General features: G+C 63.5%; 15 protein-coding genes. 9 read left to right on the top strand and 6 right to left on the bottom strand.

What is annotated here, in order from left to right; translation table 11 throughout:
- Positions 1 to 159 precede the first annotated feature (159 nt).
- A complete protein-coding gene (locus ACWUKX_RS03305) occupies positions 160 to 765 on the bottom strand; it encodes a TetR/AcrR family transcriptional regulator (RefSeq protein ID WP_456003793.1) in 606 nt (201 codons plus the stop codon).
- A gap of 100 nt (positions 766 to 865) precedes the next feature.
- On the opposite strand from ACWUKX_RS03305, the gene ACWUKX_RS03300 reads away from it, so the two are divergent.
- On the top strand, positions 866 to 2,299 hold the full coding sequence (locus ACWUKX_RS03300; RefSeq protein ID WP_456003790.1) for an MFS transporter: 1,434 nt from the start codon (positions 866 to 868) through the stop codon (positions 2,297 to 2,299).
- Positions 2,300 to 2,338: 39 nt separating this feature from the next.
- Here the strand turns inward: ACWUKX_RS03300 and ACWUKX_RS03295 are convergent, their stop codons facing one another.
- Entirely contained in the window at positions 2,339 to 3,355 is a 1,017-nt protein-coding gene (locus ACWUKX_RS03295) for a polyprenyl synthetase family protein (protein ID WP_456003787.1), read from the bottom strand.
- A 166-nt stretch (positions 3,356 to 3,521) separates the two neighbouring features.
- Between ACWUKX_RS03295 and ACWUKX_RS03290 the strand changes: the two genes are divergently transcribed.
- The 6 genes from ACWUKX_RS03290 (at position 3,522) to moaB (ending at position 7,237) form a co-directional block, all read left to right on the top strand.
- Positions 3,522 to 3,746 carry a putative signal transducing protein gene (locus ACWUKX_RS03290; protein WP_029355541.1) on the top strand — a complete coding sequence of 75 codons (225 nt, stop codon included), beginning with the start codon at positions 3,522 to 3,524 and terminating at the stop codon, positions 3,744 to 3,746.
- On the top strand, positions 3,746 to 4,546 hold the full coding sequence (locus ACWUKX_RS03285) for a tRNA1(Val) (adenine(37)-N6)-methyltransferase (protein ID WP_456003784.1): 801 nt from the start codon (positions 3,746 to 3,748) through the stop codon (positions 4,544 to 4,546). Before ACWUKX_RS03290 ends, ACWUKX_RS03285 begins: the two co-directional genes overlap by 1 nt.
- An 84-nt stretch (positions 4,547 to 4,630) precedes the next feature.
- On the top strand, positions 4,631 to 5,497 hold the full coding sequence (locus tag ACWUKX_RS03280; protein ID WP_065006299.1) for a S49 family peptidase: 867 nt from the start codon (positions 4,631 to 4,633) through the stop codon (positions 5,495 to 5,497).
- A gap of 82 nt (positions 5,498 to 5,579) precedes the next feature.
- On the top strand, positions 5,580 to 5,765 hold the full coding sequence (locus ACWUKX_RS03275; protein ID WP_029355534.1) for a membrane protein: 186 nt from the start codon (positions 5,580 to 5,582) through the stop codon (positions 5,763 to 5,765).
- A 25-nt stretch (positions 5,766 to 5,790) separates the two neighbouring features.
- Positions 5,791 to 6,693: a 4-(cytidine 5'-diphospho)-2-C-methyl-D-erythritol kinase gene (locus ACWUKX_RS03270; protein WP_029355532.1), complete on the top strand. Its 903-nt coding sequence runs from the start codon at positions 5,791 to 5,793 to the stop codon at positions 6,691 to 6,693.
- Entirely contained in the window at positions 6,680 to 7,237 is a 558-nt protein-coding gene (gene moaB, locus ACWUKX_RS03265) for a molybdenum cofactor biosynthesis protein B (RefSeq protein ID WP_127210651.1), read from the top strand. Before ACWUKX_RS03270 ends, moaB begins: the two co-directional genes overlap by 14 nt.
- A 32-nt stretch (positions 7,238 to 7,269) precedes the next feature.
- Here the strand turns inward: moaB and ACWUKX_RS03260 are convergent, their stop codons facing one another.
- From ACWUKX_RS03260 to ACWUKX_RS03245, 4 genes are all read right to left on the bottom strand, one after another.
- Entirely contained in the window at positions 7,270 to 8,244 is a 975-nt protein-coding gene (locus ACWUKX_RS03260; RefSeq protein WP_456003781.1) for a hypothetical protein, read from the bottom strand.
- 257 nt (positions 8,245 to 8,501) lie between these two features.
- Complete coding sequence (locus ACWUKX_RS03255) at positions 8,502 to 9,329, bottom strand: MBL fold metallo-hydrolase (protein WP_456003778.1); 828 nt, start codon at positions 9,327 to 9,329, stop codon at positions 8,502 to 8,504.
- 193 nt (positions 9,330 to 9,522) lie between these two features.
- Entirely contained in the window at positions 9,523 to 10,458 is a 936-nt protein-coding gene (locus tag ACWUKX_RS03250) for a cyclase family protein (protein ID WP_456003775.1), read from the bottom strand.
- 191 nt (positions 10,459 to 10,649) lie between these two features.
- A complete protein-coding gene (locus tag ACWUKX_RS03245; RefSeq protein ID WP_065006297.1) occupies positions 10,650 to 11,156 on the bottom strand; it encodes a glycosyltransferase in 507 nt (168 codons plus the stop codon).
- A 151-nt stretch (positions 11,157 to 11,307) separates the two neighbouring features.
- On the opposite strand from ACWUKX_RS03245, the gene ACWUKX_RS03240 reads away from it, so the two are divergent.
- Positions 11,308 to 12,462, top strand: coding sequence for a PA0069 family radical SAM protein (locus ACWUKX_RS03240; protein ID WP_029355521.1), 1,155 nt, complete (start codon positions 11,308 to 11,310; stop codon positions 12,460 to 12,462).
- A 154-nt stretch (positions 12,463 to 12,616) separates the two neighbouring features.
- Positions 12,617 to 13,312, top strand: coding sequence for a ribonuclease HII (locus ACWUKX_RS03235; protein ID WP_029355520.1), 696 nt, complete (start codon positions 12,617 to 12,619; stop codon positions 13,310 to 13,312).
- The last annotated feature ends 263 nt before the right edge of the window (positions 13,313 to 13,575 follow it).

The following is a 13,575-nucleotide window of genomic DNA, read 5'->3' as shown; positions in this document are numbered from 1 at the left end:
AATCGGGTCATGCGATCAAAAACCACGCTAGGAGCGCCAACTGCGACCGTCCAGCGCGCTTCGTTGAAGATTTCTGCGGCAGGCCGGATTTCTGTATACAGGTATCCCCATATCCGCTTGAACGCGCTGCACAGCCGGCCCATCCACGATGCGTGAAATTCACGGTTTCCCCGAAAGTCTTGCGTCCAGCACCTGCATCGCGACGGTGACCAGAGCGTGCAGCCGCTCTTTCGGCACGCCGTCGCGCGCCTGCACAGAAAGTCCGTGCATCAGCGTTGCGTAGTAATCGCCCAATGTTTCCGCATCCGTACCCGGCTGCAGCTCTCCGTCGCGGACGCCCTGCTTCAGTCGCTCGACAATCGATGCGGTGCGGGCCAGGCGATGCTCCGCCAGCCAGTAAAGCACATTCTCGTTTTCAACGGCGCAGTTGGTCGCGGCCGACACCACCATGCAGCCCTGCGGCCGCCCCGGCCTGGTGTAGGTCTCGACCGCTTCTCGCAGCATCCGCTCGATGACCTGTCGAGCAGTCGGTTCCTCGGCCAGCGCCCGAGTGGCGAAGCCGCCTTCATTGGCTTCGTAAAGCGCCACCGCCTCCCGAAACAGGCTCTCCTTCGAGCCGAACGCAGCATAGATGCGCGGCGAAGCCAAACCAAGCACCGACACGAGATCGGCCATCGAGGTGCCCTCATAGCCGCGCGTCCAGAAGGCGTCGCGGGCCTTCTCCAGCGCCTGGTCCCGATCGAACTCCCTTGGCCTTCCCGCCATTGCGGCCTCCATTTTTTATCAATCAACAAATAATCCGCTTGACTTCGGATTGCAAACTCCATTCTTTGTCGATCGATAAAGAATCGATATGGAGATTGACATGAGTTCACTCGATCACGGCGCGCCGTTCGGCGCCGCGGCAACAGGAGGGATCGGCGCGAGGCGCGGCGCCACGCTGGGATTGCTCGCCTTCGCGCAGCTCATCATCGCACTCGACCTCAACATCGTCTTCGTGGCTTTGCCGGAAATCGGCGCAGGGTTGGGCTTTTCGGGCCAGACCCTGCAGTGGGTGGTCAGCGCCTACACCGTATTCACCGGCGGCTTTCTGCTGTTCGGCGGCCGGGCCGCCGACCTGATCGGCCAGCGCCGCGTTTTCATCTTCGCGCTCTGGCTCTATGCGCTTTCGTCCTTGGTCGGCGGCCTCGCCTGGTCGCCGGAAGTCATCATCGCGGCCCGTGCGGTGCAAGGCATCGGCGCCGCATTCCTGTTCCCGGCAACGCTCTCGCTGATCAATCGCCTGTTTGCCGAGGGGCCCGAACGCAACCGGGCGCTCGCGGTCTGGGGCGGCGCCGGAGCAAGCGGCCTGACGCTCGGCTCGCTGGCGGGAGGGCTTCTCACCAGCGCCTTCGGCTGGCCCTCCGTCTTCTACGTCAACGTGCTCTTGGCCGGGGTCGCCATCGTTGCGGCTTTCGCCATCATTCCGCGTGACAGCAAGCGGCACGAACACCGCAGCTTCGATCTGCCGGGCGCGCTGACCGTCACCACCGGCGCGACCCTGCTTGTTTTCACGTTGGTTCAGGGGCCTGAATATGGCTGGGGGTCGACCGCGATCATCGCCAGCGCCTTGCTGGCGGTGATTTTCCTGACCGCCTTCGCGGTGATAGAGGCGAGAAGCGCCGACCCACTAATGCCGCTGCGCCTGTTCCACAACCGCAGCCTTGTCGCCGGCATGACGATCACCTTCCTCTACATGGGGACTTTTGGTGCCCTGCCCTACTTCCTCACCGTGCTTTTACAGAACGTACATGGCTTTACCGCCTTGCAGACCGGCCTGGCGTTCCTGGTGCCATCGGTCGCAATCGCGGCCGGCACGCAGGTCGGCGAACGTCTGGCAACGCGGTTTTCGACTCGTGCCACGCTGGTCGGCGGCATGATCGTCGGCGCGATCGGGACGGCCTTGATGGTATCAGGTGCAAACGCCGACAGCAGCTATTTATCCCTCGTGCCCGGCCTGATCATCTCCGGCGTCGGACAAGGCATCGTCTGGACCGCCATGTGGATCGCCGCCGCTTCGGGTGTTTCCCATGACGAGCAAGGTGTCGCGTCGGGGATGGCCTCCACCATGCTCAATGTCGGCAATGCGATCGGCATGGCGGTGTTGATCGCGATTGCCGACCGCAATGTCGGCGGATTGACAGGTGATGCCTTGAAGATCGCTGTCGCCGACGGCATCCAGGTCGCCTTCTGGCTCGCTGCGGCAGGCATCGTTTTCAGCCTGCTCGCTGCAATGGTCCTTCCGGGGAAACCAAAATGACGTGCGGACGCCGTGCCGGCCAAATATCGGCGATGCCTCTCAGTTCACCCGGCTGATGCAGAAATCGATGACGTCGATCAGCGCCGATTTCTGCGGCGTCGCCTCGAGCGGCGCCAGCGCATCGCGGGCGATCTCGCCGAAATGGCCGGCGCGCCCGATGGTGTCGGCGATCGCGCCGTGGCGGGTCATCAATCCGATCGCCTTTTCCAGCCCGGTGTCGTCGGTGACATTGTCCTCGATGGCGCGCTTCCAGAAGGTGCGTTCGGCCTTGGTGCCGCGCCGGTAGGCGAGGATCACCGGCAGCGTCACCTTGCCTTCGCGAAAGTCGTCGCCGACATTCTTGCCCAGATCCTTGCTGGTGCCGCCATAATCCAGCGCATCGTCGATCAGCTGGAAGGCAAGGCCGAGATTCATGCCATAGGAGCGCAGCGCCGCGCGATCGTTGCGCGTCGCCTGGGCGATGACCGGACCGACCTCGGCGGCGGCCGAGAACAGGGCCGCGGTCTTGGCCTTGATCACCGCGAAATGCTCATCCTCCGTGGTTTCGAGGTTCTTGGCGGCGGCGAGCTGCATCACCTCGCCCTCAGCAATGATCGAGGCGGCGCTGGACAGGATGTCGAGCGCTTCCAGCGAACCGACATCGACCATCATGCGGAAAGCCTGGCCAAGCAGGAAATCGCCGACCAGCACGCTCGCCTGGTTGCCCCAGATCATACGGGCGGTTTTCTTGCCGCGCCGCATGCCGCTCTCGTCGACGACATCGTCGTGGAGGAGCGTGGCGGTGTGCATGAACTCGACTGATGTAGCGAGCTTGACGTGGCCCTCGCCGGAATAGCCGAACATCTGGGCCGAGGCGAGCGTCAGCATCGGCCTCAGCCGCTTGCCACCGGAAGAGATCAGGTGGTTGGCAATCTCCGGGATCATCTCGACGTCGGAACCGGCCTTCGACAGGATCAATTTGTTGACACGCCCCATATCGGTGGACGTCAGGTCGATGAGATCCTTTATGGAGGCGGCTTCGCGCTTCCCGTTTTCGATGTTGAGAACGACACCCACCACAAACACTCCCGTCCAGAAGTCACGCGCACGACGGCACCCCGATTCCGCGGCAGACTCTAGGGCGGTACCCACGGGCACGGCAAGAGGCGAATTGGCGCGGTCGAGGCTGGCGTCCGGAGCCACCCGCATTTACATAAACGCTGCAACCTGCGAGTTTCGCCCGATGATAGAGCTTATCCGCACCAACGATGCCGTGATCATTTCCTTTGTCGAATCGCTGATGCGCGATGCCGGCATCGGCTGTTTCGTCGCCGACCAGAACATGAGCGTGCTCGACGGTTCGATCGGCATCCTGCCCAGGCGCATCCTGGTCGACGCCGACCAGGCCGATGCGGCGCGGCGCATCCTGACGGATGCTGGCATCGCCAACGAGATCCGCCAGACATAATGTCCGCGGCGCGCGCCACCCTTGTCAAGGACACGCCGGCCCATACGGTCGATGCCTTCCATCGCGGGCGGTTCTGGCTGGTGCAGCCGAAACAAGCCGGCCATCGCGCCGGCATGGACGCCATGATGCTGGCCGCTGCCGTGCCGTCCTCCTTCGCCGGGCGCCTTGCCGATTTCGGCGCGGGCGCTGGCGCCGCAGGCCTGGCCGTGCTGTCGCGCTGTCCTGATGCCGAGGCCGTGCTCATCGAACGGTCTCCGGAAATGGCAGCCTTCGCCGCAACGACGCTTGCCCATCCCGGCAATGCGCATCTCAACGACCGCGCCTCGGTGCTCGCCGCCGACGTTGCGCTGTCGGGCCAAGCGCGAACAGCCACTGGGCTTGCCGACAACTCCTTCGATTTCATCATCATGAACCCGCCCTTCAACGCCGCCGAGGATCGCGCCACGCCCGACCCGCTCAGGAAGGCGGCGCATGTCATGGAGGATCGGCTGTTCGACAGCTGGATCCGAAGTGCGGCTGCCGTGGTCAGGCCGCGCGGCGGTCTTGCCGTGATTGCCAGGCCCGATCAGCTCGGCGCCATCCTCGATGCGATATCAGGCCGCTTCGGCGACGCCGAGATGCTGGCCGTCCACCCTCGCCCCGAAGCAGCGGCGATCCGCATCGTCGTCAGGGCAATACTCGGCTCACGCGGAAAACTGTCGATCCGCCCGCCGCTGATGCTGCATGCGCAATCGGGCGACGGACCAACCGAGCGGACCGAGATGATCAATAACGGGCTGGCTTCGCTGTTCGGCGACTGAGCCTTTTCTACCAGCAAGCGGCGCGGGCATTGCCGTTGGCCGGCGAATCCCTACATGCCTTCAAGCCAATTGACCGGAGACCCCGTGAAACGCTTCCTAAACCGCCTGCTGCCGAAATCCTGGCGCTCCGACATCGTCGTTATTCCTGTTATCCGGCTGCACGGTACGATCATGCCCGGCGGCGGCCAGTTCCGGCCGAGCCTGTCGCTCGCGTCCACTGCCGGCCCTATCGAGAAGGCGTTTTCCTTCGATGCGCCCGTGGTCGCCATTTCGATCAATTCGCCAGGCGGCTCGCCAGTGCAGTCGCGGCTGATCTTCAGACGCATCCGCGATCTGGCGACCGAGAAGAACAAAAAGGTTCTGGTCTTCGTCGAGGACGTGGCGGCTTCGGGCGGCTACATGATAGCGATCGCCGGCGACGAGATCTTTGCCGATCCGTCCTCCATCGTCGGTTCGATCGGCGTGGTGTCGGCCTCGTTCGGCTTTCCGGAGCTGTTGAAGAAGATCGGCGTGGAGCGCCGCGTCCATACTGCCGGCCAGAACAAGGCGGTGCTCGATCCGTTCAAGCCCGAGAAGAAGGAAGATATCGAACGGCTGAAGGCGCTGCAGCTCGATGTCCACGAGACCTTCATCGATCTCGTCAAGGACCGGCGCGGCCCTAAGCTCAAGGACGACCCGGACCTGTTCACCGGCCTGTTCTGGACCGGTAAAAAGGGGCTGGAGCTCGGCCTTGTCGATGCGCTCGGCGATATGCGCAGCGTGCTGAAGACCCGTTTCGGGCCAAAGACCCAGCTCAAACTGATCACGGCGCCGCGCGGCCTGTTCGGCCGGTTCGGCTGGTTCGGCTCGAGCAGAGCGGGTTTTTCGGCGCCCGAGATCGCCGCCGCTGCCGCAAGCAGCGTGATCGATGCGGCGGAAGAGCGCGCATTATGGGCGCGCTTCGGGCTTTGAAAAGCCGGTAAAAGCGTTTAGCTTGAAAGCTTGGCCGACCCGACCGGCCGCCGCAGTCGGCCTTGTGAGGGAGGAGTTTGACATGCTACAGATCATTTTCTTCATCACAGTCGGCCTGCTCGCCTATTTCGGCTATCGCTCCTTCGTCAGGGAAGCCGAGCGCGTGACGGCCAAGATACGGCGCACCGAAAAGCAGGCTACCAACGGCACAATGGGCACGTTGGTTAAGGACCCGAAGACCGGCGAATACCGGCTGGCCAAGGACTGACATCATCCCCCTCGCGACCGACCCCGTGGATTCCGGCATCACTGTCCGGGCGTGGCATGCGCACGCCAAGATAAATCTCGCGCTGCACGTCACCGGCAGGCGCGCCGACGGCTATCACATGATCGAGAGCCTGGCGGTGTTCACGCGCTTCGGCGACAGGATCGAGATCGAACTTGCCGACAGCGACGGGTTTTCCGCGTCGGGCCGATACGTCTCCGCGGTCCCGCTCGACGACAGCAACCTAGCCGTCAAAGCGCGCGACGCGCTGCGAAAGCAGGCCGGTCCGGCGCAAACGCCGCCGGTCGCCATCAGGCTCGAAAAGAACCTGCCGGTCGCATCCGGCGTCGGCGGCGGATCGAGCGACGCCGCAACGGTGTTGCGCGGGCTCGCTGAGATATGGAGGCTGGATCTCGACGACGCCGAACTGGCGCGGATCGGCCTCTCGCTGGGCGCCGACGTTCCCATGTGCCTTGCGGCAAAGCCGCTGATCGCGCTCGGCATTGGCGAAGAGTTGTCGACCGTGCCGGGCTTTCCGGCACTCGGGCTGGTCCTCGTCAATCCGGGCACCGCCGTCTCCACGGCCGAGGTGTTCAATGCCCTTTCTGATCGCCACAATGAGGGCCTGCCGCCGCTGCCGCGCGACCTCGACTTCCACAGCATCCGCAACTGGCTGGAGATTACGCGCAACGATCTAGAGCCCGCGGCGCGGGCAATCCAACCCGCCATCGGCAAGGCGCTTTCGGTGCTCAACAAGGCTGGAGCGGGGTTCACCCGGATGTCGGGTTCCGGCGCGACCTGCTTCGGACTGTTTGAGACTGGCAATGTCGCCAAGCGCGCGGCCGTCGATATCCGCAGCCGCCATCCCGACTGGTTCGTCGCCGCGACGCGAACCATGACATCTGAGGCTGACACGCATGGCCAGGATTGACGAGAGCCGTTCCTTCATTCCCGTGCGCATCGCGGTGCTGACCGTTTCCGATACGCGCAGCCTCGCCGACGACAAATCCGGCCAGACGCTGGCCGACCGCATCGTGGAAACCGGCCATTTACTCGCCGCCCGCGACATCGTCACCGACGACCGCGAGAAAATTCGAGATAAGGTTCTGGGCTGGTCGAGGGACGAAGCGATCGATGTCGTCATCACCACCGGCGGCACCGGCTTTACCGGTCGCGATGTGACGCCGGAGGCGCTGGAGCCGATCTTCGAAAAGCGCATGGACGGCTTTTCCGAAGTGTTCCACCGCATTTCCTACGACAAGATCGGCACTTCGACGATCCAGAGTCGGGCGACCGGCGGCGTCGTCAACGCGACCTTCGTTTTCGTGCTGCCGGGTTCGCCCGGCGCCTGCAAGGACGCCTGGGACGGCATTTTGAAGCCGCAGCTCGACTACCGGCACATGCCCTGCAACTTCGTCGAGATCATGCCGCGCTTGGACGAACATCTGCGGCGCGGCGGGACCAAGACAAGTTAAGCCAAGCTCCCAAGGCTGTTTCGGGGCCAAAATCAGCGAATAACCGGCTCGCCGTGGAACCGCCGGCGCGAGGGCGGCGAAACGCCGAAGCCGACTTCCATCATCAGCCGCGGCTTGCGCGTCGGCACTGTGCCCATGTGGAAGCCGAAGGGATCCTCGACAAAGCCCAAACCTGCCTCGCCGGTCAGCGTAATCGGGCTCTGCGCGCCGTAGACGTTCAGAACCTCTTCCGCGGGATGGCCGACGAGGAGCGTCAATTGGTGCTTGAGGGCGCGGCGGTTGTGGCTGCCGCGGACATAGACATGCGGACCAGTCTCGGCATCGACCGGATTGAGATAGAAGAAGAATTTCAGCATCCGCCAATCGTCGAGATCGAAGTGGTATTTGCCAAGCGACGCCAGGTTCTTCTCGGCGTCGGAGACAGAGCTCGTCGGAAAGCACCACCAGACGCGCGTGGTGATCAGCTTCGCCTGGCTGCCGAGGTAATGGGCGGCGATGTCGAGAAGCAGCGGATCGCGCTGCACGGTAAGCGCAGCATTGCAGTCGAGAACCCGCTCGAAAAAGTGGCCGCTGAGCAAGGGACGGCCGAAGTGCTTCTCGGCGTCGGCGTGCTCGGCCGGCAGGAACTCCAGCCGTCGGTCGAAATTGCCGAAGCAAGGCGTGCGCTGCGCAAAGCTGGCGATCTCCTGGTGGACCGACGACGGCAGGGCAAGCCCGGAAAAGAGGCCGTCCGAGCGGAGCGCGCCGACCACGGCATCACGATCGACGCCGGTAAACATCGTCTCCTCAGCTTTTTGTGCCGGTCGAACCGGTTTTGCGCCACGCCAATGCAACCGCCGCCCCGGCATGGTTCGCGCCAGCATGAACATCGGCAGCCATGCCGGATTCTCGCGAAAATCCGACAGATAGGTTGGAATCCGCACGGCAATGCGGCGCAGCAGGCTGCCGTTTCGAGCGATCGACTCGAGGCTTGCAGCACCGGATTTGTCAGGGCTTGAAAGGGCCATCAGGATCCTCAGCTATGAGGGCAGCGTCGACGAAGCGTCGGCCACTCACCGCTCCGGCGTTACCCATAACCGATCCGCCCGTATCAAAGGAATGATAACCCCCGGTCAGTTTTTGTGCAATGCACAATGAAAGGAGCTGTCGCAAACTTTCCGGCAAGCTTGACAGAGCGTTAAGGCTCGTTGATTTCGCGACAGCGAGTGTTTCGAGCGAGGTGGAACGGAGGCCGCGCGCGGCGGAGAAGATCGCGACGAAGCGATCAAACCCCGTCGAGAATGATGATCGTCGGCCGGTCGGGCAGGGTCTTCAGCGAGACCGTCAGCGACCGGCCGGAGAGGAATTCCACCGCGAAATCGTCGCCCATCCTGCCTGTGAATTCGCTGATCGCGGTGGCATGGCGATGCATCGGCAGGATCATCGAGGAATAGAGCCGCGCGGTGATTTCGGTCATCCGGTCAAGCGACAGCGTCATGCCGCCGTCGATAGGCACCATAAGGATATCGAGCCGGCCGATGGCGCCGTAATGCGCATCCTCCAGCCGGTGGTGCAGATGGCCGAGATGGCCGATGCAGAGTCCCGCCACTTCGAAAATGAATATGGAATTGCCGTCCTTGCCGAGATCGCCGCCATTGCGGATATCCGTGGGCACGTTGCGGATGTAGACATCGTCCACGACAACGGCGTGGCGCGCCGGACCGCCGTCCGGATTCCAACCGCGCAGCACATATTCGATGGCGGGATCCGGATGGTCCGAATAATGGGTGCGGTGGGCCTTGTTCATGGTCACCACGCGCGGCAGCGGGTCAGCGCCATAGACGCCGGAAAAGTCGGTGGCGATCCTGACGCCGGCGGGCGTCTCGATGATGTAGGTCGAATGGCCGGCATAGGTGATCGTAACGTCGCCGTCGACGAAAGCCTCGGCCAGCAGAGGCGTCTGCGCCTTTGGCGCTGTGAAGCTGGCATAGGTGGCCGACGGCAGCGCTTCGGCGATCGCAACGCATCTCGATGGCGGCGGCTCTTCCTGGGCCGACGCGGCGAACGGCCAGAAAGCCAGGGTCAGCAGAACGGCAGCAGATAAGCGGAGCATGACTGCCTCCCGTGGCAGGATCGGCGCTCATGCTACGATAACGCTAGCAATTGTGATGGCTATCGTCGGGACAGTCACGTTTTCGCGAGCGCCGGAGGGGTTGGTAGTCCGGGCCTTTTGTCCCGACTTGCGCGACAAATCGCGCGGAATGGAACGCGCCATGGCCCGGCCTCCCGACTGACATCGCCAGTGATCAGGGCATCGGACGGAAGACGCCGTTCTCGTCGCGCTTGAGCGGTGCGGTTTGCCGGGAAAGCGGCACACCAGGCGCTTCGGTGACCGAAACGCCCTCCGTCCAGTCGGCGGGTGCAATAGCGATATAACGCGCATATCCGCCTGACCCGCCGAGCGGCTTGGCAAAGCCGATTGTGACCAACGCCCCGGCCTCTGGCACCTTGTCGAGATTTGCAACGCCTTCTGCCTGCGTGAAATCGTTGTGAAGCAGCCAATGTTCGCCTTCGAGATTGGGCGTGGTGTCGGTGTCGAGCGGCTCATGACCATGAAACAGAATCCTCCGCTCCAGATGCAGGAACTTCAGCGCGTCCAAGCTGACGCCTGGAAACGGCTTCTGGTTGAAGCGGGCGGCATCGGACCATTTCTTGTGCCAATCCGAACGCACGAAGACGACCGAACCCTCCGGTATGCGGCCGTGCTCCTTTTCCCATTCTTCGATGTCAGCGACCTGGAGGTGATAGCCTTCGTCAGTCTGCACCTTGCCGCTGATGTCGATTACGACGAGCGGCCGCACGGCATAAGTGGCCGGCAGGTCGCTGATCGTTGCACCGAGTGGGTTCCAGTGGGAGGGCGGATCGAGCTGCGTGCCATACTGGTCCGTCGTCAACTCGTAGGCGCTCGCGACGAACCCATGCTTGTCGTAGGTGAACTCTTCGCCGGCCTTGACGTAGCCCTCGATATCCTTGCCGGCGACAGCCGGTTTGAACTTGGCATTTGCGAAGCCTGGCCATACGGGCTGCACCGGCTCGAAGGCATGGGTCAGATCGATGTACTTGGCCGATTTGAGCGTGTTCTCATAAACCGCCCAAAGGGACGATTCCTGCGCCACCGCGATCGCCGGCACTGACCAAGCGGCTCCGAGTAAGGCGATACGAACGAATTGAGATACATTCATCTGCAATCTCCCCTAGACGTCGCCGAGTATCGCGAGTTTCCCGCAGGACGACAAGCATATGCATTCCTCGCAGGAGTGTCGCGCCAATACGGCTTCCACCAAGCCGCCTTTCCGCCCACGGCTTGCGCTCCGCCTGATCCCAGCGGAGGACGCGCTCTTCCCTCGCCCGCTTACCGGGAGAGGGACGCCCTTCACTTCACCGGCGCCACCCAGATCTCGGCGTCGAGCCTCTTGGTCGCGAGGCCGCGCGCGATGGCCTCGGCGCTGCGGGCGTTTTTCGACATGGCCGCGGCCTGACGCTTGCTGATGACAAGCCCTTCGGCCAGTGCCCGGTTTCCGGAAAACACCCGCGACAGGAACGGCACGCGGCTGCCGCGCGCCCGCGAGAACCGCGCCGGCATGGTTTGCCTGGCGGTGTGGGCGACGACCTCGTCGATCCAGCCCTCCGCCAGCCGTGCGCCCGGCTCCAGCAGCAGCAGCCAGTCGCCCTTGGCCTGCCTGATGCCGGCAGCAATGCCACCGCTCGCCACATAAAGGCAACCGGCATGTTCGGCAACGCGGTGCGTCTGGTCGGTCGAGCCGGTGTCGCAGACGATGACATCGCGCACCACGCCCTCGACCGCGCCGCCGATCAGCGAGGCGAGCGTGCGGGCAAGTCTTTCCTCGTCATTCAGGGTCTGGATGAGAACGCTGAGCATCGTTAGCCGAATAGCGGAAAGCCGGGCGCAGCGCCAGTTTTTGCGTCGCATCATAAAATTGTTCTTGATTTGTTCTAGTGAACGAAATAGGAATAATTTCATGAACAGAGCGATTCGACAGCCAGCCGACAGTCCCTGGGAGAGGGCGAAAATGGAACAGATCGTGCGTGCCGACATTGCAGCCTTCGGAGCAGGAAGAGCCGAGATGGCCAATGCGATGATCGAACAGAGCGGGATGCGCGTCCGTCCGGAGCGCAATCGCGGCCGTTCCGCGGGCATCAATCCGTCCGGGCGGTTCGAGCCGGTCAGCCGGCATGTCTTCGACGACGGCTGGAATTCGCTGGAGGAGTTGCCGCCGTTCAAGACGGAGGTGCAGGTCGAGAAGCCGCGCACCATCATCACCCGCAACGAATCACCCGATATTTCCTTCGACCGCTCGATCAACCCCTATCGTGGCTGCGAACATGGCTGCGTCTACTGTTTTGCCAGGCCTACGCATGCCTTCATGGGCCTGTCGCCGGGGCTGGATTTCGAATCGAAGCTGTTCGCCAAGCCGGATGCGGCGCGCATGCTCGACAAGGAACTGTCGAAGGACGGCTACCAGCCGCGCACCATCGCCATCGGCACCAACACCGATCCCTACCAGCCCATCGAGAAGCAGTACCGGATCATGCGCGAGATCCTCGAAGTGCTGGAGGCGCGCGGCCACCCGGTCGGCATCGTCACCAAATCCGCGCTGGTGACGCGCGACATCGACATCCTGTCGCGCATGGCCGAGCGCGGACTGGCCAAGGTGGCGCTGTCGGTGACGACGCTCGACCGCATGCTGGCGCGCACCATGGAACCCCGCGCCTCGACGCCAAGCAAGCGGCTGGAGGCGATCAGGCAGCTTTCGGATGCCGGCATTCCGGCCTCTGTCATGGTCGCACCGATCGTCCCTGGCCTGACAGACCAGGAGATGGAGCGCATCCTCGATTCGGCCTACGCGGCGGGCGCGCGTGAGGCGGGCTACGTCCTGCTGCGGCTACCGCTGGAGGTCGCGCCGATCTTCAAGGATTGGCTTCTGCGCCATTATCCCGACCGCTACCGTCACGTGATGTCGCTGATCCGCTCGATGCGCGACGGCAAGGATTACGATTCGGAATGGGGCAAGCGCATGAAAGGCTCTGGCCCGTATGCCTGGCAGATCGGCCGGCGCTTCGAGATCGCCGCCAAACGGCTTGGCCTCAATGCCGAGCGGCGGTCGCTCAGGACCGACCAGTTCGTCGCTGCGGCCAAGGCAACCGAGCAACTGATGCTGCTTTGAAGCCATCGTGTGCCGCAGCTGCCGGCGGCACATGGAAAAATCCCGTCCGGCCTGTCCTGTCCCCGGGCTTGCAGACGGTGCCCTCCGGGTCCGGTGCCTCACCGACCCGGAGGGGCTTGCGGAGAATCGGAGCCGATGCGAACCTCGCCGCAACATGGCTCGCGCGCGTTCTGATTCTCCGCTTCTCTTCGAAATCGTCGAGAGACCCGATTTCTCCTTCGAGACGAAGGCGATGGCCGAAGGCCTGTGGCCGGTGGCGGGAATGGACGAGGCCGGCCGCGGCCCGCTCGCCGGGCCAGTCGTCGCGGCAGCGGTGGTACTCGATCCCGCCAACATTCCCGATGGTCTCGACGATTCCAAGCGCCTCAGCCATCTGCAGCGCGAGGCGCTGTTCCTGAAAATCCTCGGCTCCGCTCTTGGCGTGTCGATGGCCTCGGTCAGCGCGGAAGGCATCGATGGCAGCAATATTCTCAAGGCCAGCCTCGAGGCGATGCGCCGCGCTCTGGTCGGGCTCTCGGTGCAGCCAAAGCTGGCCCTGGCCGACGGCCGAGACGTGCCGCCCGGACTGCCATGCGAAGGAAGAGCGCTGATCAAGGGCGATCAACGCTCGCAGTCGATCGCCGCCGCCTCGATCGTCGCTAAGGTGATGCGCGACCGCATGATGTGCGGCTGCGGCAGCCATCACGCGCATTACGGGTTCGAACTGCATATGGGCTACGCCACGGTCCGCCACCGCACCGCAATCGAGATGCATGGACCGGTGGCGCGGCTGCACCGCGCGTCCTTTGCACCGTTCCGGCTTGGCGGAACCGAAGTGCTCGATGAAGAGAGCCTTTCCGGCCTGGATTGAGCGATTCGGTCGATCCTCGCGGCGATGCAGCTGAGCGCGTAATCTCCCCCTTGAGGGTCCCTTGAGGGGGAGATGTCGCCGAAGGCGACAGAGGGGGTCGCCTCGGCTGGCGCTACGCATGTAAGACGAAAAAAGGTTGGCGCTTCACGCGCGGCTACCCCCTCTGGCCTGACGGCCATCTCCCCTCGAGGGGGAGATTATCCTCGCCATAACAAAAAAGCCGCCAGGTTTCCCGGGCGGCTTTCGATGACTTCTGGATGAAG

The organism is Mesorhizobium sp. f-mel, from assembly GCF_053850215.1.
The sequence above is the reverse complement of the archived record's forward strand: the minus strand, read 5'-3'. Positions and strand labels throughout refer to the sequence as shown.

Bases quoted from the DNA above. Each gene is read 5' to 3' on its own strand.
- ACWUKX_RS03305 (WP_456003793.1), bottom strand. From the start codon at position 765: ATGGCGGGAAGGCCAAGGGAGTTCGATCGGGACCAGGCGCTGGAGAAG.
- ACWUKX_RS03300 (WP_456003790.1), top strand. From the start codon at position 866: ATGAGTTCACTCGATCACGGCGCGCCGTTCGGCGCCGCGGCAACAGGA.
- ACWUKX_RS03290 (WP_029355541.1), top strand. From the start codon at position 3,522: ATGATAGAGCTTATCCGCACCAACGATGCCGTGATCATTTCCTTTGTC.
- ACWUKX_RS03285 (WP_456003784.1), top strand. From the start codon at position 3,746: ATGTCCGCGGCGCGCGCCACCCTTGTCAAGGACACGCCGGCCCATACG.
- ACWUKX_RS03275 (WP_029355534.1), top strand. From the start codon at position 5,580: ATGCTACAGATCATTTTCTTCATCACAGTCGGCCTGCTCGCCTATTTC.
- moaB (WP_127210651.1), top strand. From the start codon at position 6,680: ATGGCCAGGATTGACGAGAGCCGTTCCTTCATTCCCGTGCGCATCGCG.
- ACWUKX_RS03260 (WP_456003781.1), bottom strand. From the start codon at position 8,244: ATGGCCCTTTCAAGCCCTGACAAATCCGGTGCTGCAAGCCTCGAGTCG.
- ACWUKX_RS03255 (WP_456003778.1), bottom strand. From the start codon at position 9,329: ATGCTCCGCTTATCTGCTGCCGTTCTGCTGACCCTGGCTTTCTGGCCG.
- ACWUKX_RS03250 (WP_456003775.1), bottom strand. From the start codon at position 10,458: ATGAATGTATCTCAATTCGTTCGTATCGCCTTACTCGGAGCCGCTTGG.
- ACWUKX_RS03245 (WP_065006297.1), bottom strand. From the start codon at position 11,156: ATGCTCAGCGTTCTCATCCAGACCCTGAATGACGAGGAAAGACTTGCC.
- ACWUKX_RS03240 (WP_029355521.1), top strand. From the start codon at position 11,308: ATGGAACAGATCGTGCGTGCCGACATTGCAGCCTTCGGAGCAGGAAGA.
- ACWUKX_RS03235 (WP_029355520.1), top strand. From the start codon at position 12,617: ATGGCTCGCGCGCGTTCTGATTCTCCGCTTCTCTTCGAAATCGTCGAG.